A 21,658-nucleotide genomic window follows, 5' to 3' on the forward strand; every position below is an offset into this window, starting at 1 on the left:
AATCCATCCCAGACGGAAGAATGAAATGAACCAACAGTCACACCCACCAAAAATGGTAGGCGCCAAAAACATTTGGCACTGACATTCATCGACACACTGTTGAGTTCTCAAAGAACACGCACACACCGACACCGTGGAAACATGTTTCCGAAGTATCGGGGCAACCGTTCTAGCTTAAAGCGTTCCGCACATTCGAAGCAAATCGTCTGTGTGGCCTTCCGCAAAGCCGCGAATGACTTCGCGCTTGCAGTAGGGTCATGCGCCTTCGTCCAACCTCGTGTCTCCGGCCTGTCGGTCGGAGTTGGTGTCCGTGTCGCTCTGACCTGAAATAAGTTACGCGACGGATAACGGAGCGTCAAATCCCCAGGTGGGCGCACCCCGGTTGGTTGAATCCGCTGGTCGATGCGACGAAACAGCGGCCGAACCGGGGCCTCGCCTCGAATTACATCATTGTGACCCGCAGCACGCTAGTCCGACACGACGCGAATGCCGGCGAAGTTGCGCTTTCCTCGCCGAATGACCAGCCAGCTTCCATGCAGCAGGTCGTCCGCCCCGGGTGTCCAGTCTTCTTCTGCGACCTTCGCGTTGTTGACATAAGCACCGCCCTCCTTGACCGTGCGACGGGCAGCACCCTTGCTCGCGCACAGGCCGCTGGCGACCAGGAGATCCACGATGGACGAGGGCTCGCCACCTGCGACATCGGAGACCGACGCCTCCCGCAGCGCAGCAGTCAAGGTCGCCTCGTCGAGTTCTTGCAGTTCGGCCCTCCCGAACAAAGCCTTGCTGGCGTGCTCGACCGCGCGCGTGTTCGCCTCCCCGTGTACGAGGGTCGTCATCTCCGACGCGAGCCTGCGTTGCGCCTCCCGAGCCTGCGGGCGTTCTGCCGTAGCAGTCTCGAGCTCCGCGAGCTCGTCCTTCGACAGGAAGGTGAACCACCGCAGGTACTTGACCACGTCGGCGTCGGCGGTGTTGACGAAGTACTGGTACCAGGCATACGGGCTCGTCATCTCCGGATCGAGCCACAGGCTGCCACCGCCGGTGGACTTCCCGAACTTCGTCCCGTCCGCAGCGGTCACCAAGGGAACTGTCAGTGCGTGAACCGACTCTCCGTCGACGCGTCGGTTCAGTTCCACGCCGGCAATGATGTTTCCCCACTGGTCGGATCCGCCGACCTGTAGTACGCAACCGTGATCGCGGCGTAGGTGTAGGTAATCGTTCGCCTGGAGCAGCATGTAGCTGAACTCGGTGTACGACATACCGTCGGCGTCGAGGCGCCGCTTGACGGTATCGCGCGCCAACATCACGTTGACCGAAAAGTGCTTGCCGATCTCACGTAGGAAGTCGACTGCCGACAGCTGTCCCGTCCAGTTCATGTTGTTCTCGATGACGGCACCTGTCGGCGAATCGTCGAAGTCGACGAACCGCTCGAGCTGTCCGCGAATCCGATCCGACCATTCGGCGACCGTATCGGCCGAGTTCATGGTGCGTTCCCCGACATCACGCGGATCGCCGATGAGTCCGGTGGCCCCACCGGCCAGAACGATCGGGCGGTTCCCCGCCCGCTGGAAGCGCTTGAGAGCGAGGAGCGGAACCAGATGTCCAGCGTGCAAGCTCGGACCGGTCGGGTCGAACCCCGCGTAGAGAGTGACCGGCCCGGCGTCGAGGTCGCGACGCAGCGAGTCCAGGTCGGTTGATTGGGCAATCAGCCCACGCCAGTCGAATTCGTCGATGATGTTCTCACTCACGCGCTCGATCATCCCATCCCTATCGAATCCGAAGTCGCTCGCGGGCTACGGCGGTATGCGGACACCGATTTCGAACCCACGATCCACAATCTCCATGGGCGATCGGCCGCACGGCTCACACCCACCCGTGGACCGGATTCCCATCGTCGGTCGACTCCGACCGAGTCGCCGTCCTCCCACTCGAGCCGAATCGGCGACGACTCGTCGAACAGATCCACACCGTTGTCGGCCAGGCCGATTCCGGCGGCCGAACCGAAGTTTCCGGGCCCTCGCGCAAGCTGGTGAGACAGAGCAGTTCTCACCCGCCGTTCGCGGACAATCGGCTCACCCGCGATTACCTCACCGGCGCGCAGGAGGATTCCGCCGGAATGGCCGACCGGCCCGTACGAGACGTTCATACAGAAGTGCATGCCGTAGCTCCGATAGACGTAGAGGCACCCGGCCTTGCCGAACATCACTGCGTTCCGTGGGGTCAGTCCCCGGTACGAGTGCGACGCAGGGTCAGGCCACGGTCCATCCGCTTCTCCCCCGTACGCCTCGACCTCGACGATACGGAGAGCGACGCCCGGCAAGCGAAGCACTGAACCCAGCACTCGCTGGGCCGCAGCCACGGGCCCGTCGACTTCGGTCAGAGAATCCACCGTCACGATCGCGATTGTGCTCTCGACCGACCCCTTTCGCCATCTCACAATTCACCGTACGATGAGTTCATCACACGATGAATGGAGACGGCCATGATCGCGAAACCCGCAGTCAGCACTCGTGAGCTCAACGTGGTTCGCGGCGGTAAGACGGTTCTGCACGGAATAGACGTCGAAGTCGCACGTGGTTCGATCGTCGGCCTGCTCGGACCGTCCGGATGTGGAAAGACCACGCTGATGCGATGTGTGGTGGGCACACAGATGGTCGAATCCGGAAGTGTGACCGTGCTGGGCCGGCCCGCCGGCAGCCCCCCGTTACGCAAGCGCGTCGGATACGTGACCCAATCCCCCAGCGTCTACTCGGATCTGACCGTGCAGCAGAACGTCGGATACTTCGGTGCGCTGCATGGCGTACCCAAGAAGGATGTCGACCACGCGATCGAGGCAGTCGGACTCGTATCCAACGCAAAACAAGCCGCATCCGATCTTTCCGGAGGCCAGTTGGGTCGGGTGTCGTTGGCGTGCGCGCTGGTCGCCGGACCCGAATTGCTGGTCCTGGACGAACCCACAGTGGGTCTCGACCCAGTTCTACGCTCCGAACTTTGGGAATACTTCACACAACTCGCCAAGTCCGGCACCACACTGCTGATCTCCAGTCACGTCATGGACGAGGCCGACCATTGCGATTCGTTGCTCCTGATGCGCGACGGTCACGTGCTGGCACACCCCACACCCGACGAACTCCGCCAGCAGACCGGCGAATCGCGCCTCGAAGAGGCCTTCCTTACGCTCATTCGCACATCGCACGTTCGCACATCACAGCAGGAGGTGTGAAGAAGGATGAATCCCAGAATCCTGGTGTCCACTGCGGGTCGGGTACTCACACAGCTGCGCTCCGACCACCGCACTGTCGCGATGATCCTCGTCGTCCCCAGCCTGCTGATGATCCTGCTGTACTTCCTGTACCAGAACGTGCCCACCACTCCCGGAACCCAGCCACTCTTCCCGCGAATCGCCCTCACCATGCTCGGCATCATCCCGTTCGTGATCATGTTTCTCGTGACCTCGATCGCGATGCAGCGCGAACGCACATCAGGCACACTCGAGCGGTTGCTGACCACGCCCTTGGCCAAATTCGATCTGCTCGGCGGCTACGCAAGTGCCTTCTCCGCTACCGCAGCGGCACAGGCCGCCTTGGCCTGTGCTGTTTCGTTCGGATTTCTCGGTCTCTCCACCCGCGGAGCCGTCGGTTGGGTGGTGCTGATCGCTATCGTCGTCGCGATACTCGGTGTCGCTCTCGGCTTGCTGTGTAGCGCATTCGCCCGCACCGAGTTTCAAGCTGTCCAGTTCATGCCGGTGATCGTCATTCCCCAACTGTTTCTGTGCGGACTCCTCGTCCCTCGTGACCAGCTTCCGACGTGGCTGGAATGGGCGAGCAACGTGGTGCCACTCAGCTATGCAGTCGACGCTCTCGGCGAGGTCGCCCAGAACCCGGGCGCCACGGCGATCATGTGGCGCGATCTGGCCATCGTGGCGGCCTTCGCTGTCGTTGCCCTGTGCCTCGCGGCGGCCACCCTCCGTCGCCGAACGCCTTAGGAGCTCGGATGTCTGGTGTCAACGATCCCGGCCGCCGCACCGGACGGCGCCCGGGTAATCCCGATACGAGTTCACGGATTCTCGACGCCGCACGAATCCGGTTCGCGCAGAACGGGTACGACAAGGTTTCGATCCGCTCGGTCGCCGACGATGCGGCTGTCGATGCGGCCCTGGTGCACCATTACTTCGGAACGAAAAGGCAGCTCTTCATAGCCTCCATAGAACTGCCGGTGAATCCGGACCTCGTACTCGATCAGATCCGGCAGACCCCCACCGAATCGATGGGAGCTGCCATCGCCGGGCAGATACTCAACATATGGGAGTCGCCGCAGCGCGATTCCGTGATTGCGCTCTTCCGGTCGGCTATGGCCGGTGAGGAGGTCGAACTGATCCGTAACTTTCTCTTGCAGGTGGTGCTGCGTGATGTCGCGCCCCGCGTCGACCATCCCGCCGGCACAGGCTCGATCCGAGTCCAACTCGTCGCGTCGCAGCTGATGGGGCTGCTGGCCGCCCGTCATGTATTGCACCTCGACCCCCTCGCGCGGGTGCCCGTCGACGAGCTCGTCGACCTGATCGCCCCGACACTACAGCGATATCTGACCGGACCACTGCCCGTGCAAGGTCATACCCCGTAGCGCCCCGAGCGACATTCTCTATTCGGTGGCGCTCGTCCCGCGCGCGACCAATGCCTCGTGCTCGGACTCGTCCACGTCCCGCGCCTCGTCGATCAGCAGTACCGGAATACCGTTCTCGATCGGATAGGCACGACGCAGTCGCGGGTTGTAGAGCATCTCGTCAGCAATCAGCAGAAGCGGCCCCTTGTCTTGCGGGCACGCCAAAATACCGAGCAACGTCGCATCGATCGCCACGTGAAGGTCCTCTCGAAAGTGTGGGAGCGAGTTCAGATTACCGCGCGCCGCCGGGGACGGATGCCAGCACAGTCGGTGAGACGATCTCGGCTGCCACGGCCTTGGTCATCCGCTTGTAGCAGGACGTCTTCGGGTCGAGATACCACGTCCGCGCACTCGGCTGGGGGAATCCCGCTTCGCGCAGCGCCGACGCACTCGGTCGGTACGACGGTCCGAGCGGAATCGATTCGACGACGTGGATGATGTCCGGTCGTTGCTCGACGGGCAAAGAGTCGAGAGCGTGCGCCACTTCGGCCTGGCGGGGAGCACGACCCGCGCGCAAGGTGACCGCCGCGACCGCCAGATCGACCTTTCCGTTCGGCACCCCATAGACCACCGCCAGGTCGATACGATTCACGGAAACCAACGTATCGACCACCGGCTGCGTGTACACCGACCCGTGACCTGTCCGAATAACCGTGCGCTTGTGGTCGACCAGCCAGTAGTCACCATCGACATCGCGCCGAAACAAGTTCTCGGTCGGAATCCAGGCGTCGCCGGCCGCAAAAATCCCTTGCATGGCATCGTTCGTACGCTCCGAATGAATTCCCGCCCGCCCCAGCAACAAACCGACCTCGTCGTCGTCGCACTCGCGAACGAATCCGTTCTCGTCCTCGAGGAGACGCCGCGCGACGGGGTCGTACGCTGCGATACGGACATCGGCACTTCCCGGGAGCGGACGACCCTTGGATCCGATCTTGACTCCCGCCACGTTCGCCAGAACGACGTCGCCCTCGGTCGAAGCGTAGAACTCGAGCACCTTGGCCGAGGGGAACCGCTCGATCGTCCTGCGCCACAACCCCGGCGGCATGCCCGAACCGATGAACAGACGCAGGTGGTGCGCGTCGTCGAGCGCAGGGACGTCTGCATCGAGAATTTCCCGCAGCATCGTCCACGTGTAACTGACCACAGTCACCCCGTACCGATGAATCTCTTCGCCGAACCGCTCGGGTTCGAGCCCCTTCGACAGGGCGATTCGCGATCCGCCGGCAACGGCACCACCGATGGCAGCGAGCAAGGTCGACGGATGGTGCACCGGGGCAAGGCAGTACACCGTGTCGCCGCGATCGAGGTCCGCGGCCGAGGCCGTTCCGAACGCCGACAGCGCCCACCTGTAGTTCGTGATGTATTTGGGTTCGAGTCGGCCGTTCGACTCGGTGAAGAGAATGAAGGCGAGCTCCCGTGCCCGTCCCGGATCCGGCCTGTACCAACCAGGTATACGGACCGCCTCCGGGTCGATCTGCTCGAGATCGATCACCTTCTGCTCGTCGTCGACGTCCAGACTACGGATGTCGCCGCCACCAAGGACGAGCACCTGCTTCCCGGTCCCCACCGCATCATCGATGTGATCCGGGTCCGCAATGATCTGCTCCACCCCACCCGCAGCCACGGCCGCGTCGAGGTTCGCTCCTGGCGCCAACAGCACTGACACGGCGCCGATTCGCGACAACGCGGCGATCGCAGTGAGCGCGCTCGGCCGCGTTTCCATCAGAACGCCGATACGGGCGGCCGGTCTCACCTTCGAATCGATCAGGCCGCGGACGACGTTGTCGATTCGGGTGTTCGCTGCCTCGAACGTGTAAGCGCGGTTGTCGAACAGGAAGAACTCCCCGTTCGGCGCCTTCTTCCGTTGCTCGTTGACCAGCCGACTCAACGAAATTCGAGTGTGTGGCTGGATCTGTCCGAGTCGGGCGAGTCGTGGCAACGCCCGGGTCGCCTCGCTCGACAATTCGACTGTGCCACGCACCGCACCCGCGGCGAAATCGCCGATCCCTTTACCCAGTCCCGCACCGACTTCGGCGACGGATGCAACCGTGTGCACTATGCGGTCACTGATCGATACACCCGTTTCGCTTCCGTGGTGCTCGTCGTAACCCATCGGTTCGATACCGGCCGGCCGCGCGGAGGTGTCCGACTCCGTCCAGCGAACCCATTCCCCTGTCGTGGGCCACGTGTGGGCTGCTGCTGCCGATCCGACCACCAGCCCGAAATGTCCAGCGCGCATAGAGGATTCGTACACATCGGCGCGCGGAGCCGCCCGACGGATACCACGGACGGCCAACGGCTGGCCGATGTCGTCGACCTCACCGACGAATGCCAGAATCGGGCACTTGATTTCCGCGAGTGCAACCACGCGGTCCTGGATGACGAAACCACCGGTCAGCATCCGATTGTGGACGATGAACTGTTTCAGAAGCTCTGCCACAGCGGGGCCCGACCACGCCACCCACCCTTCCGTCGCCAGGAAGCGGCGTTGCTGTTCACGGGGCAACAACGCCTCACGGTCGTGCAGTTGCATGAGGAAATCGACTCGCGATTTCAATGTCTTCACCGGATCCAGAAGCTGGAACCCGTACCGGGCCATCCAGCCCGACACGGCAAGTCGGTTGAAAACGTGATCGGCGAGGAAGTCGGCACCCTTCGTCGCAACCTCCGCGGGGATACCGAAAGGCAACCCCGCCAATGTGTCCACGGGGCTGCCGAAGGTCACCAGGCTGGCGAGGTTGCGGCTCCTGCGGTAGGCGGCCGCCTGGTAGGCGAACATGCCGCCCTGCGAGTAACCCGACAGGTGCACGTCTCGGCCGGTATGCGACCGCACCAGATCGACGATGTCGCTGACGGCGACGATGTGGTCGGCCAGATTACGGTCCCAGCCACCTTCCTCGGAGTCGGGTGAACCGAAGTCCACGACCCACGGGTCGAGTCCCATGTTGTGCAGAATCCCGACCGCACCCTGGTCGCGAGTGACGTCGTACACATCAGCCGACATCATCATCGGCGGAATCAGCACGATGGGCGGGCCGAGTTCGTCCGGCGGCGTATCCGGGAAGTACCGGCGCAGGCGATACATCGGCGCCCGCTCGACGATCTCGAACGGCGATGTCGTCGAATCGGTTTCCAACCCCCCGAGGCGAACCACTTCCAGTCCGTTCTGGGCCGTAGCCACCACTCTGCGAATCGGCCCCATCACGGACTCTGTGCTCAGTCCCACGAATACGCTCCCAGCCTCAAAGAGATGTGACGTACATCTCATTCACCTGACTCTGCCCTTACAGTACTTCGCGCCCTACCGGTACCGCAGGCACCCCCTCGGCAAGCCGACTTCAGTCCGTCCACACCCGCAATTCACGAGCGAGTTCCTGTACCCGGCCCAACTGTTCGGCTACACGAATACCGGCCGTGCCACCCCGGGCGTCACGGGACGCGATAGAGCCTTCCACCGTCAACACTTCCCGAACCTGTGGGGTCAGGGCCCGATCGACCTCCGCGAGTTCGTCGTCGGTCAGGTCGGCAAGGCCGACTCCACGAGCTTCGGCGACCCGTACGCACGCGCCTGCGGCCTCATGGGCCACGCGGAACGGAACGCCTTGGCGCACGAGCCACTCCGCGATGTCGGTTGCGAGGGTGAAGCCTGCGGGGGCCAACTGCGCCATCCGACCGGTATGGAACTCGAGTGTGCCGACCAGCCCCGCTATCGCGGGGAGCAGCAACTCGAGCTGGGCAACCGAATCGAATACCGGCTCCTTGTCCTCTTGGAGATCGCGATTGTAGGCGAGCGGCTGCGCCTTCAACGTCGCCAACAGGCCCGTGAGGTTTCCGATCAGCCGCCCGGACTTACCTCGCGTGAGCTCGGAAACATCCGGATTCTTCTTCTGCGGCATGATCGAGGAACCTGTCGACCAGGCGTCCGCAAGAGTGACGTATCCGAACTCCGGAGTGCTCCACAAGATGACCTCCTCGGCCATCCTGGACAAATCCACGCCGATGAGTGCGAGCACGAATGCCGCTTCCGCCGCGAAATCTCGCGATGACGTGGCGTCGATCGAGTTCTCGGCCGAGGAGTCGAAGTTCAGCTCGGCCGCGATCGCCTCCGGGTCCAGCCCCAGGGATGAACCCGCCAAAGCGCCCGCGCCGTACGGTGACACCGCCGCACGAGCGTCGAAATCGCGCAGTCGCGCAACGTCGCGCAAGAGCGGATGTGTGTGTGCCAACAGATGATGGGCGAGGAGAACGGGCTGCGCGGCCTGCAGGTGCGTCTTGCCCGGCATGACGGCGTCGGGGTGCGCTGCCGCCTGTGCGGTCAGCGCATCGACGACATCCAGAATGCCCGCCGCCACTCGACGGACCGCGTCGCGCAGCCACATCCGAAACAACGTTGCCACCTGGTCGTTGCGCGAACGCCCCGCACGCAACCGGCCACCGACCTCTGCGCCGACGCGATCGATCAACCCACGCTCGAGCGCGCCGTGCACGTCCTCGTCGCTCTCGCTCGGCGCGAAAGCGCCACTCGCCACATCGGCAGCAAGACGGTCGAGCCCGTCGAGCATCGCCGCGAGATCGTCCTCGGACAGCAGAGCGGCCTTGTGCAGGACGCGTGCGTGGGCCTTGGACGCACGGATGTCGTAGGGCGCGAGAACCCAGTCGAATTGTGTCGACTTGCTGAGCGCCGCCATGGCGACGGCCGGTCCGGACTCGAACCGGCCACCCCACAACGCGCCCGCGACGGTACCGCCCTGCTTCCGGGCGCCTTCGTTCGTGCCCTGCGAGCTCATGCTCACAGGCCCAGATCGCGCTTCGCCGCAACCTTCGAGGACAGGCCGTGGATCTCCACGAACCCCTTCGAGGCGGCCTGGTTGAAGCTGTCGCCCTCGTCGTAGGTCGCCAGGTTGAAGTCGTACAGCGATTGCGCGCTGCGACGGCCGTTGACGATGATGGCACCTCCGTGCAGCTGGAGGCGGATGTCTCCGGTGACGCGCTCCTGAGTCTTCGCGACGAAGGTGTCCAGAGCATCCTTGAGAGGCGAGAACCACAGACCGTCGTAGACCAGCTCGGACCAACGCTGCTCGGTCTGACGCTTGTAGCGACCGAGCTCACGCTCGAGGGTGACGTGCTCGAGTTCCTGGTGCGCGGTGATCAGCACCATCGCGCCGGGTGCCTCGTAGATCTCGCGGCTCTTGATACCGACGAGACGGTCTTCGACGACGTCCAGGCGGCCGACACCCTGAGCGCCCGCGCGCCGGTTCAACTCCTCGATCGCCTCGAGCACCGTGACGGGCTTGCCGTCGATCGCGACGGGCTTGCCCGCCTCGAAGCTGATGATCAGCTCGTCAGGTGCGTTCCAGTTGACCGTTGGGTCCTGCGTGTAGTCGTAGACGTCCTTGGTCGGGGCGTTCCACAGATCCTCGAGGAATCCCGTTTCCACAGCACGTCCCCAGACGTTCTGATCGATCGAGAACGGAGACTTCTTGGAGACGTTGATCGGGATCTGGTTCTCCTCGGCAAAGGCGATGGCCTTCTCGCGTGTCCACGCGTAGTCGCGAACCGGCGCGATGACGTCCAGATCGGGAGCGAGCGCTCCGAAGCCGACCTCGAACCGCACCTGGTCGTTTCCCTTGCCGGTGCAGCCGTGAGAGACGACGGTGCCGCCGTGGGCGCGAGCCGCCTCGACGATGTGCTTGACGATCAGCGGACGACTGATGGCGGAGACCAGCGGGTAACGGTCCATGTAGAGCGCATTGGCCTGGATGGTGGGCAGGCAGTACTCGTCGGCGAACTCGTCACGAGCGTCGACGACCACCGACTCGACAGCACCGCAATCGAGGGCACGCTGACGCACGACCTCCATGTCCTCGCCGCCCTGGCCGAGATCGATGGCGACCGCAACGACTTCCTTGCCGGTCTCCTTGCCGATCCAGCTGATGGCGACGGAAGTGTCCAGCCCGCCCGAGTAGGCGAGTACGACGCGATCGGCCATGGTGTTTGTGCTCCTTAGGTTGAAGATCTACAGAAAGATTCAATTGTCGAACAGGTCCGCGCTCATGCGAGTGATTCGATCATCGTCGCGAGTTCGGCGCCTGTCATCGGTTCGCGCGCCACCACGAGAATCGTGTCGTCGCCCGCGATGGTGCCCACCACGTCAGGTAATGATGCCCGATCCAGTGCGCTGGCCAGATAGTGAGCCGCTCCAGGCGGTGTTCTCAACACCGCGAGGTTGCCACTTCCGTCCGTGGAGACGAGGAGCTCTCCGAGCAATCGCGACACACGGTCGGTACCGCCGGACACTCCGCGGACCGGGCTGCCGTCCTCCGGCACCATGTACACACCGGCGCCGCCGTCTGCTGCCCGTAGCTTCACCGCCCCGAGTTCTTCCAGGTCACGCGACAGCGTGGCCTGGGTAGCTTCGATGCCCTCGACAGCCAGAAGCGTGGCGAGCTCGGTTTGACTGCGAACAGGGTTCGCCGACAACAAAGCGATGATGCGTGCCTGCCTACCCGCCCGCGTCGGAGCCGAGGCTCGGCCGGCGCGCGGCCCCACCGCGCGCACCTTCTCCCCCGGGCCGGAACTCATCGTCGCTCCGCGGACTGCGCAGCGAGTACCCACACCAACAATGCCTTCTGCGCATGCAGGCGGTTCTCGGCTTCGTCCCACACGACGCTCTGCGGTCCGTCGAGGACCGCGTCGGTGATCTCCTCGCCCCGGTGAGCGGGCAGGCAGTGCATGACGACGGCATCCGGTTTCGCCAGCCCCAGCAGGTCCTCATTGATCTGGAACGGGCGGAACGGTCCGACGCGGTCGAGCCCGTCGTTCTCCTGTCCCATCGAGGTCCAGGTGTCGGTGACCAAGGCGTCCGCACCCGAAACCCCACCTCTGGGGTCGTTGGTGACGGTGACGGTTGCGCCGGTTTCCGCGGCGCGTTCGGTGGCCGCATCGAGCACCCACTGCTTCGGCTCGAAGCCGGGCGGGCTGGCAATGGTCACGTGGATACCCGCGGTAACTCCACCCAGCATCAGCGAATGCGCCATGTTGTTCGCGCCGTCGCCGAGGTAGGTGAGCTTCAGACCCGCCAGCTTTCCCTTACGTTCGGCGAGCGTCTGCAGGTCTGCGAGCACCTGGCACGGGTGGAACTCGTCGGACAACGCGTTGACGATCGGAACGCTCGCACCCTCTGCCATTGCTTCGAGACGCTTCTGACCGAACGTGCGCCACACGATCGCATCCACATATCGCGACAGCACCCGTCCGGTGTCCTGCAGGGTTTCCTCCCTGCCCAACTGGGTGCTCTGACCGTCCACGACGACGGCATGCCCACCGAGTTGCGCTATTCCGATCTCGAACGAGAACCGCGTGCGTGTGGAGTTCTTCTCGAAGATGACGCCAACACCCCGGGGACCCTCGAGTGGCCGTTCGGAGAACGGTGCTGCCTTGAGTCCGGCGGCGATCTCGAGAACTTCTGCCTGCTGATCAGGGGTGAGGTCGTCGTCCCTGAGAAAGTGCTTCACCGGCGTTGTCATTTCTCCCCCTGCTCGGTCGATAGTGCCGAATCGAGAATTGCGGGTAGTGCTTCGACGAAACTCTCCGCTTGCCGGTCGGTCAGCACGAGCGGCGGCGCCAGTCGGATCACCCCGGGTTGTGCAGCGTTGACGAGATAGCCCGCGTCTCGCGCGGCGCTCTCCACCGCAGGTGCGATATCTCGCGTCAATACGATGCCCAAGAGCAGTCCCGCACCCCGAACGTGGTCGACGAGAGGATGCCGGAGCGCTTCGATGTCCGTGACGATGTTCTTGCCCAACGTGTCCGCGCGCGACACCAGATCGTCTTCGGCAACCGTCTTCAGCACGGCGAGAGCTGCGGCTGCACACACTGGATTGCCACCGAAAGTCGTACCGTGCTTGCCGGGACCGAACAGATCGGCAGCGGCACCGGTGGCCACACATGCGCCGATCGGCATTCCGCCGCCGAGCCCCTTGGCAAGCGTCATGACATCGGGAACGATCCCGACCGCCTGATGCGCATAGAACCATCCGGTCCGGCCGATACCGGTCTGGACCTCGTCGAGCACGAGGAGGGCGCCGTTGTCCGAGGTGATCTTTCGCGCAGCGGCCAGGTACCCCTCGGGTGGAACGACGACCCCGCCCTCCCCCATGATCGGTTCGAGAAACACCGCGGCCGTGTCGGAATCGATGGCCTTGGCCAGAGCATCGACGTCGCCGTACGGAACGAACTCGACGCCGTCGGGCATGGGCTCGAACGGCGCCCGCTTCGCGGGTTGACCGGTGAGCGCCAGCGCACCCATCGTCCGACCGTGGAAGGAATTGTGTGCGGCGATGATCTTTCTCCGGCCCGTTGCGCGAGCGAGTTTGAATGCCGCTTCGTTCGCCTCGGTTCCCGAGTTGCACAGGAAAACTCGTCCGGATGCGCCGAGATGGGACAGGAGTTTCTCCGCCAGCTCCACCGCAGGCTCACTCGCGTACAGGTTCGAGACGTGCCCGAGTGTTCCGAGCTGTGCGGTCACCGCTTCGATGATCGCGGGATGGGCGTGCCCGAGGATGTTGACCGCAATGCCTGCCAGTAGATCGACGAAACAGCGACCGTCCGCATCCGTGACGACGGCGCCTTCACCCTGCGCAAGTGCCACCCGGGGAACACCATAGGTGTTCATCAACGAGTTGGACCACCGTTGCTGAAGTTCTGGTGTACCGGTCATGACTGATTCCCCTCCGATGTGTGAGCGGCAGACGGTGTGACCATGGTGCCGATACCTTCCCCAGTGAACATTTCGAGCAGGACAGAGTGCGCGACACGACCGTCGATCACGTGCGCTGTGGGCACGCCGCCCCGTACGGCCCGCAGGCAGGCTTCCATCTTCGGAACCATCCCCGAGTCCAACGACGGCAGGAGCTGTGCCAGCGCGTCCGCGTCGATCTCGGTGGCCAGCGAAGTACGGTCCGGCCAGTCCGTATACAGACCCTCGACATCGGTGAGCACGACGAGCTTCTCGGCGCCGATCGACTCGGCGAGTGCCGCAGCAGCCGTATCGGCATTGATGTTGTGGACGACACCGTCGGCGTCGGGGGCGATCGTCGAGACGACCGGAATCCGTCCTGCCGCAATGAGATCCAGCACCGCCTCCGGATTGACTGTGGTCACATCGCCCACCAGGCCGATGTCGGCGTGCGCCCCGTCCACCATCACTGTGCGTCTGGTGGCCCGGAAAAGGTGCGCATCCTCACCGGAAATTCCGACGGCATACGGCCCATGAGCGTTGATCAATCCGACGAGTTCACGACCGACCTGCCCGAACAAGACCATTCGCACGACGTCCATGACTTCGGGTGTGGTGACCCGGAAACCGCCCTTGAACTCGCCCTCCATCCCCAGTCGGGCAAGCATCGCGTTGATCTGTGGTCCGCCGCCGTGCACGACGACCGGATGAATTCCCACCGTTCGCAGAAAAGCCATGTCCGCGGCGAAGGCGACCTTCAACTCGTCATCCACCATGGCGTTTCCGCCGTACTTGACCACCACCACCTTGTCGCGGAACTGCTGAAGCCACGGCAGCGCCTCGGCCAGCACGTGAGCCTTCTGGTGATCGTCGATTCCCGGAAGTGTCATGACGAGTACGCCGAGTTCTCTTCGACGTACGCATGAGACAGATCCGTGGTTCGGATGGAGACCTCGTGCTCACCGACAGCCAGGTCGATGTTCAGTTCGATGTCGATGCCGGACAGGTCGACCTCCCTGGCACCGGGAGCTCCCACGCCGTCGATACATACCGGATTTCCGTTGAACGACACCGAGATCTTGTCCGGGTCGAGTGCGACCGGCGCGATGCCGACCGCGGCCAGCACGCGGCCCCAGTTGGGGTCGGATCCGAACAGCGCAGTCTTCACCAGGCTGTCGCGCGCCACCGTGCGCGCCGCGATCAGCGCGTCCTCTTCGCTGGCGGCCCCGCCGACGGTCACCCGTATTCGCTTCGTGACCCCTTCCGCGTCTGCCATCAATTGATCGGCGAGGTCGTCGCAGACGGCCGTCACTGCTGCGTTCAGTTCGTCCTGTGTGGGTGTGACGTTGCTCGCCCCGGACGCCAGCAGCAGGACGGTGTCGTTGGTGGACGTGGCACCATCGACGTCGAGTCGGTCGAACGTGACACGCGTCGCCGCCCGCAACGCCTCGTCCAACTGTGCGGCCGTTGCCACCGCATCGGTCGTCACCACACAGAGCATGGTCGCCAGTGCGGGCGCGAGCATGCCCGCTCCCTTGGCCATACCGCCGACGTTCCACTTGCCGTCGTGATGCAGCGCAACCTGTTTGGGCACCGTGTCGGTGGTCATGATCGCGTAGGCAGCATCGGTGCCGCCGCTGATTCCACCCGCAAGTTCGTGCACGATCTCGGTGACTCCGGGAAGGAGTTTGTCCATCGGCAGCCGGTCACCGATCAGCCCTGTCGAGCAGACGGCAACTTCCACGGCACCGGTGTCGGTGCCCCAGTTGCTCAACGCGGATGCCACTTCTTCGGCGGTCGTGTGGGTGTCCTGAAATCCAGGTGCCCCGGTACAAGCGTTGGCGCCGCCGGAATTGAGGACCACCGAACGCAACCGCCCCGTCGTCAACGCCTGCTGCGACCACAGTACCGGCGCCGCCTTCACCTTGTTGGTGGTGAACACGCCGGCAGCTGCCAGATCCGGGCCTTCGTTGAACACGAGCGCGAGGTCGGGATTGCCGTTCGCTTTGATCCCTGCTGGGATTCCGGCCGCCCGGAACCCGGAGGGTGCGGTGATGCCCTGGTTTCGGAGCAGCTTGCCGTACGGCAGGTTCCGAACATCGCTGCGAGCTTCGGTGGTCACGGGGCAACTCCCACAGTCGAGAGACCGGTGGTCTCCGGTAGTCCAAGGACAAGATTCATCGATTGCACCGCGGCGCCGGCGGTGCCCTTCGCGAGGTTGTCGATCGCTGCGACGACCACGAGCTGGCCGGCGTCGGCGTCGACCGTCACGGACATCTGGATTGCATTGGATCCGATGACCGCACCGGTCTGTGGCAGCACACCGGTCGGCAGCACATGCACGAACGGTTCGTCCGCATACGCCTTCTCGTAGATCGCGCGCACCTCGTCCTCCGATGCGGAGGTCACGGCTGTGCACGTCGCGAGGATCCCGCGCGGCATAGGAGCCAACACCGGAGTGAACGAGACGGAGACTTTCTGGCCGGCGAGAGCCGAGAGATTCTGGATGATCTCCGGAGTATGGCGGTGGATGCCGCCGACACCGTAAGCGCGCACCGACCCCATCACTTCCGCGCCCAGGAGGTCCGGCTTCGGTGCGCGGCCGGCACCCGACGCACCCGTGACCGCAACGATCGTGACTCGCGGCTCGACGACACCGGCCACGACGGCGGGGGCCATCGCCAGCGTGGAGACCGTCGGGAAGCAGCCCGGAACCGCGATGCGCTTTGCGCCCTGCAACTTTTCCCGCGCACCGGGCAGTTCGGGAAGGCCGTACGGCCAGGTACCGGCATGCTCGCTCTTGTAGAACTTTTCCCAGTCCGCCGCATCCGAAAGTCGGAAGTCTGCACCACAGTCGATGATCACCGTCTCTGCCGGTAGCGCTTGTGCGTACCGGGCAGAGTTACCGTGCGGCAGGCCGAGAAACACCACGTCATGACCTGACAGTGTCTCTACGGATGTCTCCTCGAGGACACGGTCTCCGAGCGGCAACAGGTGTGGATGCTGCGACGCGAGGGTGGCACCCGCGTTACCGCCTGCGGTGAGCGCACCGATCACGATGGAACCGTCGAGATAGGAGGGGTGATTCAGCAACAGGCGAAGCACCTCTCCACCGGCATAGCCACTGGCTCCGGCAACGGCGACCTTGATCTGTTTGCCCAATTGCTCAGTCATAGGACTTATTATGCATCATAATGCAAACTAATTCATCCATCAGGTGCCGAGCGATCGTCTGATCTCGTCCAATCGCGCCTTGCCGGCCTTCTCCCGCGCCGCCCACTGCTCCTCCACCGATCGACCCGACGCGCTCTCGTGGTCGAGTTCCTCGGCACCGGATGCGCTGCCCACCCTGTGCTCGATCTTGTCCCGCACCGAGTCGAAAGTAGGGACGCCACCTGCCGTGTAGTCGGGTTCCACAGAAGAACTCGGCACGGCTGCACCCGAGACACCTGCATGGGGCGCTGTGCCCGCGAAGTCGATCGGCGGCGTCGGCACACGTTCGCCTCCGCTCGCGGCGGTACGGAGCGACGAGAGACCGGGTCGATCCGCTGCCACTGCGCGAACCACCTCGAGGAACTCGGCGTCGTTCAGTTGCGACGCTGCCGCCACAACTTCGTTCACCTCGACCATCGCACTGCTCCTACCGATCGCTACCCGTCCGTCCAGACTACGTTCCGTGAACCCAGCCGGTCAGCTCCTCAGTTCGGCACCGACTGCCGTAGTCGCCGCTGCGACGGCCGCGTCGCGTGCCGCGGATGCTTCGTCTTCGGTGAGGGTGCGATCGTAGCCGCGGAATCGCAACGCGAACGCGAGCGACTTACGACCCTCGCCGACCTGCTCGCCCTCGAATACGTCGAACAATCGCACATCCTCGAGCAGCTCACCACCGCCGCTACGCAGTGCCGCCTCGACATCGGCCACGGGGACAGGTTGATCGACGACGACCGCCACATCTTGCAGAACAGCCGGGAACGGTGACACCTGTGGGGCAGGCAACCGTTCCGCCAGAGGCAACGCATCCAGGTCGATTTCCACCGCACACGTGCGGGCGGGCAAACCGGCGCGTTCGAGAACAGCCGGATGTAGTTCGCCCGCATGTCCGACGACGACATCGTCGACGAGTAGCTCGGCGCAACGGCCCGGATGCCACGGCAGGTACTGGGCGGCGCGTAGTTCGACGTCGACGCCCGCGGCCTCGGCGATCGTTCGCGCCGCAGCGAACGCATCCGCTGCTTCCGCGGCGCGTCCCGGCCCCCACGGGCCGCTGGGTTCACGCATACCGGCCAAGACCGCGCCGACGTGGACGGGCTGGTCCGGCAGCGATGCCAGCAGCTCGGATATCTGCTCGTCCGTCGGTCGACGATCGACGGGAAGGGCATCAACCGGCTTGGTTTCCGGCCCGGGAAGCACGACCTGTGCAATCCCGAAGAGAGATGCGTCCCGCTGGCCACGCGAAACGTTGCGGGCCAGCACCTCGAGCAACCCTGGCAGCAGTGTGGTGGCCAATTCCGGGCGGTCCGACTCGAGCGGATTCAGCACCGAGCTGGTCACCCGTCGGGCATCGTCGGCGTCGAGTCCCCACACGTCGAACACGCCCGCAGGCAGGAATACCGGAGGCAGAACCTCGACGTACCCGCCGTGCGCGAGCGCACGACCCACCGCACGCTTCCGTCGTTGCGAGGGTGTGAGCCCACGGCCGGCGGGTGCTGCGGGAAGGATCGACGGAATCTGCTCGAGGCCCTCGAGCCGCAGCACTTCCTCGACCAGATCGGCCGGCTGGGTAAGGTCCGGACGCCACGACGGCGGGTTCACGGACAACTGACCGTCATTGCCCTCGTCCTCGACCTCCACGACGCAACCGACCTGCACCAGGCGACGTTCTGCGGTGCCTTCCGGATAATTCACACCTGCTACGCGGCCGGGAAGGTCCACACTCATGCGAATCTCGCGAGAAGAACCCTGTGCCTCGGAACGCACGTCGGTGAGTGCGGATTCAACGCGTCCTCCCGCGATCTCCACCAGCAAAGTCGCTGCGCGGTCCAGCGCTGCCACCGGAATCTGCGGATCCACCACTCGCTCGAATCGCTTCGCAGCCTCACTCGAAAGCTTGTGACGACGCCCTGTCTTGAAGACCGCCAGCGGATCCCACGTGGCTGCTTCCAGCAGCACATCCGTCGTGGTCGGCCCGACCTCGGTGCTCGCTCCACCCATCACACCGGCCAGGGAAATAACCCCTGAATCATCGGCGATCACGACGTCTTCTGCATCGAGGATGCGTTCCGCCTCGTCGAGGGTGGTCAGCTTCTCGCCCCCGGTCGCACGGCGCACGACGAGTTCGCCCGTCAACTTGACGGCATCGAACGCGTGCAACGGCTGCCCCAGCTCGAGCAGCACGTAGTTGGTGACGTCGACGGCCGGAGAGATGGGCCGAATCCCGGACATGAGCAGACGACGCTGTAGCCACCACGGGCTGACCGCCGCGGGATCGATCCCCGTCACCTTCCGCGCGGCGAAGCGGGTCGCATTCGACTCACTCTCGACACGAACCGGCCACCCCTGCCCGTCGTCCGGAAGTGCGGGAACATCAGCCGGATCGGCGAACTCCAGATCGAAGCCACACGCCAGTTCACGCGTGAGACCGCGCACCGAGAAGCAATATCCACGGTCCGGCGTGATGTTGAGTTCGATGACGGTGTCGTCGAGACCCATCAACTCGTTTGCGTCACCGCCGGGCTCTGCCGTGCCCGGCTCGAGCACGAGGATGCCGGAATGGTCTTTGCCGATACCGAGTTCCGCGACAGAACAGATCATTCCGTCCGAGATCTTGCCGTACGTCTTGCGCGACGCGATCGCGAAACCGCCCGGTAGCACCGCGCCGGGTAGCGCTACCACGACCAAGTCGCCCTCGGCGAAGTTGCGAGCGCCACAGACGATCCCCTGCGGCTCGGCCACGCCCACATCGACCTGACAGTAGCGAATGGGTTTCTTGAACTCGGTGAGCTCGGTGATCTCCTGGACTCTGCCGACGACGAGCGGTCCGTCGACCTGCTCGAGATTGTCGACTTCTTCGACTTCGAGACCGACCCGGACGAATCCGGCGTCCAGTTCCTCTGCCGTGACAGACCAGCCCGGGGTGGCCCGCTGCAGGATCTCGGTCAGCCAGGATTGCGCTACTCGCACGTCTGCTCAGCTCTCTCGTTCGTGAATGCCGTGGTATTTGCGATCATGGTGTTCAGCCCTGCACACCGAAGGGCAGCGTGAATCGGATGTCGCCCTCGACGATGTCGCGCATGTCCGAGATTCCGTTCCGGAATTGCAGCGTCCGCTCGAGACCCATGCCGAATGCGAACCCGGTGTACACGTCCGGGTCGATTCCCGACGCACGCAACACGTTCGGGTTGACCATGCCGCAGCCACCCCATTCGACCCAGCCTGCGCCGCCCTTCTTGTTCGGGAACCACACGTCCACCTCCGCTGACGGCTCGGTGAACGGGAAGTAGTTGGGGCGCATCCGGGTACGGGTATCGGAACCGAACAATGCACGCGCGAAGGCGTCGAGGGTGCCGCGCAGGTTCGCCATCGTCAGACCCTTGTCCACAGCGAGGCCTTCCACCTGTGAGAACACCGGCGTGTGTGTGGCGTCCAGTTCGTCGGTACGGAAGGTTCGTCCGGGGCACACCACGTAGATGGGGACCTCACGCGAGAGCATCGTGCGGACCTGCACAGGTGACGTGTGGGTGCGCAGCACCTGGCGCGAGTTCTCCGGTGCCACGTGGAAGGTGTCCTGCATCGTGCGTGCAGGATGATCCGGCAAGAAGTTGAGGGCATCGAAGTTGAAGTGCTCGGTCTCGACCTCGGGCCCCTCGGCAACCTCCCAGCCCATTGCGACGAACACATCCGCGACCTGCTCGGAGATGATGCTGATCGGGTGACGCGCCCCGACAGGCCGACGCTGCGACGGCAACGTCACGTCGATGGTTTCGGCGACGAGTACCGCCGCGTCACGCTCCGCGAGGAGCACGGTGCGGCGCGCTTCGTAGGCCTCCGAGACTCGGGTCCTCGCCATGTTCACACGTTTGCCCGCGTCGGCCTTCTCCTTGCCGGGCAGCGTCCCCAGAGCTCGCCGAGCCAGGGCGATCGGCGACTTGTCCCCCATGTGCGTAATCTTCACCTGAGCGAGGTCGTCCAGATCACCCGCAACGGTCAGCGCGGTCTCGGCCGCATCCACCGCGGACTTCAGCGCTTCCTCGGTGAGGGCACTCGAATCGACTTCCGGCGCTGCGGCGCCCTCCTTGTTAGCCACGAGCGACGCCTCTCCTGTACTTCACCGACTGCACCGACTTCACCAACTGCTCCGAACTCATTCTCGACCTTCGAACTCTCCCCGGCAGATCTTAGGCGATCGCGCACAGGGCCCTCACTCGTCCGCTGTGTGCCTGCTCTGCACCCGGGCACTCGAGTACAGACAAATGGATGCCGCGGTCGCCAGGTTCAAACTCTCGGCACGCCCGTGAATAGGAATACGCACACGGTGGTCGGCACGCGCGGCAATCGCCGGATCGAGTCCATGCGCTTCGTTACCGAACAACCACGCCGTCGGTACTGCAAGCAACTCGTCCGCGTCGTCCAGGTCGACCTCTCCGTCAGCAGCCGTGGCCAACACCTGGATCCCAGCTGCCGCGATCGTTTCCAACACGGCATCGGTGTCACGCTCGCGGGCCACCGGAAGATGAAAAAGGCTCCCGGCAGAGGCACGAACACATTTACCGTTGTGCGGATCCACGCTGTCGCCCGCCAAAATGGCGGCGTCGGCGCCCATCGCGTCCGCCACCCGCAGAACCGTGCCCGCATTACCGGGCTCGCCGATCGACACGGGTACGGCGAGAAGCCGTGCATCATCGGTGACTGCATCATCGAGCAGCACGTCCACGAGGTCGCACACCGCCACGAGCCCCGGTGGTGTCACAGTGTCGCTGAGGCCGCGGACAGCACGCTCGGTGACGAGCGCAGTACGCACACCTGCCGATTGCGCTCGGTCGAGCACAGCTCCATAGCGGACCGCGGCATCAGCGGTATGGAACACCTCGTGGACCACCGTCGTCGCGAGGGCTTCATCCACCGAGTTCTCGCCCTCGACGAGGAACCGTCCGGTCTTGCGCCGCTCGGCCGTCCGCAGCAGCTTCACAGCAGAAACGACCCGTGGGGTTCGCTCGGTGAGCGGATCCACGGGTCGTCTCGAGGCTTTCGAACTGCGTGATTCGAGGC

The 21,658-nt window shown here is 64.2% G+C and carries 19 protein-coding genes; 3 read left to right on the top strand and 16 right to left on the bottom strand.

What is annotated here, in order from left to right; genetic code table 11:
* Positions 1-467: 467 nt before the first annotated feature.
* Together tyrS and ACZI8Q_RS17860 are read right to left on the bottom strand one after the other, a co-directional pair.
* Positions 468-1,745 carry a tyrosine--tRNA ligase gene (tyrS, locus tag ACZI8Q_RS17855; protein WP_463374910.1) on the bottom strand — a complete coding sequence of 426 codons (1,278 nt, stop codon included), beginning with the start codon at positions 1,743-1,745 and terminating at the stop codon, positions 468-470.
* 8 nt (positions 1,746-1,753) lie between these two features.
* The gene (locus ACZI8Q_RS17860) at positions 1,754-2,392 is read right to left on the bottom strand and encodes a DNA-3-methyladenine glycosylase (RefSeq protein ID WP_463374911.1); all 639 of its coding nucleotides are present in this window, start codon (positions 2,390-2,392) and stop codon (positions 1,754-1,756) included.
* Positions 2,393-2,479: 87 nt separating this feature from the next.
* Here ACZI8Q_RS17860 and ACZI8Q_RS17865 point away from each other — a divergent pair, with 87 nt between their 5' ends.
* The 3 genes from ACZI8Q_RS17865 to ACZI8Q_RS17875 are packed head-to-tail and all read left to right on the top strand — an operon-like array spanning position 2,480 to position 4,617.
* On the top strand, positions 2,480-3,220 hold the full coding sequence (locus tag ACZI8Q_RS17865) for an ABC transporter ATP-binding protein (RefSeq protein WP_463374912.1): 741 nt from the start codon (positions 2,480-2,482) through the stop codon (positions 3,218-3,220).
* 6 nt (positions 3,221-3,226) lie between these two features.
* A complete protein-coding gene (locus ACZI8Q_RS17870; RefSeq protein ID WP_463374913.1) occupies positions 3,227-3,982 on the top strand; it encodes an ABC transporter permease in 756 nt (251 codons plus the stop codon).
* An 8-nt stretch (positions 3,983-3,990) separates the two neighbouring features.
* Positions 3,991-4,617, top strand: a complete 627-nt coding sequence (locus tag ACZI8Q_RS17875; RefSeq protein WP_463374914.1) for a TetR/AcrR family transcriptional regulator — start codon at positions 3,991-3,993, stop codon at positions 4,615-4,617.
* A gap of 18 nt (positions 4,618-4,635) precedes the next feature.
* On the opposite strand, the gene ACZI8Q_RS17880 is transcribed toward ACZI8Q_RS17875, so the two are convergent.
* From ACZI8Q_RS17880 to ACZI8Q_RS17945, 14 genes are all read right to left on the bottom strand, one after another.
* Positions 4,636-4,851, bottom strand: coding sequence for a Trm112 family protein (locus tag ACZI8Q_RS17880; RefSeq protein ID WP_463374915.1), 216 nt, complete (start codon positions 4,849-4,851; stop codon positions 4,636-4,638).
* Between the two features lie 37 nt (positions 4,852-4,888).
* Positions 4,889-7,924, bottom strand: a complete 3,036-nt coding sequence (locus ACZI8Q_RS17885) for an acyl-CoA synthetase (RefSeq protein ID WP_463374916.1) — start codon at positions 7,922-7,924, stop codon at positions 4,889-4,891.
* 70 nt (positions 7,925-7,994) lie between these two features.
* Complete coding sequence (argH, locus tag ACZI8Q_RS17890) at positions 7,995-9,443, bottom strand: argininosuccinate lyase (protein ID WP_463374917.1); 1,449 nt, start codon at positions 9,441-9,443, stop codon at positions 7,995-7,997.
* 2 nt (positions 9,444-9,445) lie between these two features.
* Positions 9,446-10,645: an argininosuccinate synthase gene (locus ACZI8Q_RS17895; RefSeq protein ID WP_463374918.1), complete on the bottom strand. Its 1,200-nt coding sequence runs from the start codon at positions 10,643-10,645 to the stop codon at positions 9,446-9,448.
* Between the two features lie 62 nt (positions 10,646-10,707).
* Complete coding sequence (locus ACZI8Q_RS17900; protein WP_463374919.1) at positions 10,708-11,238, bottom strand: arginine repressor; 531 nt, start codon at positions 11,236-11,238, stop codon at positions 10,708-10,710.
* Positions 11,235-12,182, bottom strand: coding sequence for an ornithine carbamoyltransferase (gene argF / locus ACZI8Q_RS17905; protein WP_463374920.1), 948 nt, complete (start codon positions 12,180-12,182; stop codon positions 11,235-11,237). The genes ACZI8Q_RS17900 and argF overlap by 4 nt, the downstream gene beginning before the upstream one ends.
* A complete protein-coding gene (locus ACZI8Q_RS17910; protein WP_463374921.1) occupies positions 12,179-13,375 on the bottom strand; it encodes an acetylornithine transaminase in 1,197 nt (398 codons plus the stop codon). Before ACZI8Q_RS17910 ends, argF begins: the two co-directional genes overlap by 4 nt.
* Positions 13,372-14,283 carry an acetylglutamate kinase gene (gene argB, locus ACZI8Q_RS17915; protein ID WP_463374922.1) on the bottom strand — a complete coding sequence of 304 codons (912 nt, stop codon included), beginning with the start codon at positions 14,281-14,283 and terminating at the stop codon, positions 13,372-13,374. Before argB ends, ACZI8Q_RS17910 begins: the two co-directional genes overlap by 4 nt.
* Complete coding sequence (gene argJ / locus ACZI8Q_RS17920) at positions 14,280-15,482, bottom strand: bifunctional glutamate N-acetyltransferase/amino-acid acetyltransferase ArgJ (protein ID WP_463375006.1); 1,203 nt, start codon at positions 15,480-15,482, stop codon at positions 14,280-14,282. Before argJ ends, argB begins: the two co-directional genes overlap by 4 nt.
* Positions 15,483-15,511: 29 nt before the next feature.
* Positions 15,512-16,567 carry an N-acetyl-gamma-glutamyl-phosphate reductase gene (argC, locus tag ACZI8Q_RS17925; RefSeq protein ID WP_463374923.1) on the bottom strand — a complete coding sequence of 352 codons (1,056 nt, stop codon included), beginning with the start codon at positions 16,565-16,567 and terminating at the stop codon, positions 15,512-15,514.
* 39 nt (positions 16,568-16,606) lie between these two features.
* Positions 16,607-17,023 carry a hypothetical protein gene (locus ACZI8Q_RS17930; RefSeq protein ID WP_463374924.1) on the bottom strand — a complete coding sequence of 139 codons (417 nt, stop codon included), beginning with the start codon at positions 17,021-17,023 and terminating at the stop codon, positions 16,607-16,609.
* A gap of 60 nt (positions 17,024-17,083) precedes the next feature.
* Positions 17,084-19,573, bottom strand: a complete 2,490-nt coding sequence (gene pheT, locus ACZI8Q_RS17935; protein WP_463374925.1) for a phenylalanine--tRNA ligase subunit beta — start codon at positions 19,571-19,573, stop codon at positions 17,084-17,086.
* A 52-nt stretch (positions 19,574-19,625) separates the two neighbouring features.
* Positions 19,626-20,696: a phenylalanine--tRNA ligase subunit alpha gene (gene pheS, locus ACZI8Q_RS17940; protein WP_463374926.1), complete on the bottom strand. Its 1,071-nt coding sequence runs from the start codon at positions 20,694-20,696 to the stop codon at positions 19,626-19,628.
* A gap of 114 nt (positions 20,697-20,810) precedes the next feature.
* On the bottom strand, positions 20,811-21,620 hold the full coding sequence (locus ACZI8Q_RS17945) for a TrmH family RNA methyltransferase (protein WP_463374927.1): 810 nt from the start codon (positions 21,618-21,620) through the stop codon (positions 20,811-20,813).
* Positions 21,621-21,658 lie beyond the last annotated feature (38 nt).

The sequence above is a fragment of the Rhodococcus quanlei genome (genome assembly GCF_055231015.1).

Bases quoted from the DNA above. Each gene is read 5' to 3' on its own strand.
- ACZI8Q_RS17865 (WP_463374912.1), top strand. From the start codon at position 2,480: ATGATCGCGAAACCCGCAGTCAGCACTCGTGAGCTCAACGTGGTTCGC.
- ACZI8Q_RS17870 (WP_463374913.1), top strand. From the start codon at position 3,227: ATGAATCCCAGAATCCTGGTGTCCACTGCGGGTCGGGTACTCACACAG.
- ACZI8Q_RS17875 (WP_463374914.1), top strand. From the start codon at position 3,991: ATGTCTGGTGTCAACGATCCCGGCCGCCGCACCGGACGGCGCCCGGGT.
- ACZI8Q_RS17885 (WP_463374916.1), bottom strand. From the start codon at position 7,924: ATGAGATGTACGTCACATCTCTTTGAGGCTGGGAGCGTATTCGTGGGA.
- argH (WP_463374917.1), bottom strand. From the start codon at position 9,443: ATGAGCTCGCAGGGCACGAACGAAGGCGCCCGGAAGCAGGGCGGTACC.
- ACZI8Q_RS17895 (WP_463374918.1), bottom strand. From the start codon at position 10,645: ATGGCCGATCGCGTCGTACTCGCCTACTCGGGCGGGCTGGACACTTCC.
- ACZI8Q_RS17900 (WP_463374919.1), bottom strand. From the start codon at position 11,238: ATGAGTTCCGGCCCGGGGGAGAAGGTGCGCGCGGTGGGGCCGCGCGCC.
- argF (WP_463374920.1), bottom strand. From the start codon at position 12,182: ATGACAACGCCGGTGAAGCACTTTCTCAGGGACGACGACCTCACCCCT.
- ACZI8Q_RS17910 (WP_463374921.1), bottom strand. From the start codon at position 13,375: ATGACCGGTACACCAGAACTTCAGCAACGGTGGTCCAACTCGTTGATG.
- argB (WP_463374922.1), bottom strand. From the start codon at position 14,283: ATGACACTTCCGGGAATCGACGATCACCAGAAGGCTCACGTGCTGGCC.
- argC (WP_463374923.1), bottom strand. From the start codon at position 16,567: ATGACTGAGCAATTGGGCAAACAGATCAAGGTCGCCGTTGCCGGAGCC.
- ACZI8Q_RS17930 (WP_463374924.1), bottom strand. From the start codon at position 17,023: ATGGTCGAGGTGAACGAAGTTGTGGCGGCAGCGTCGCAACTGAACGAC.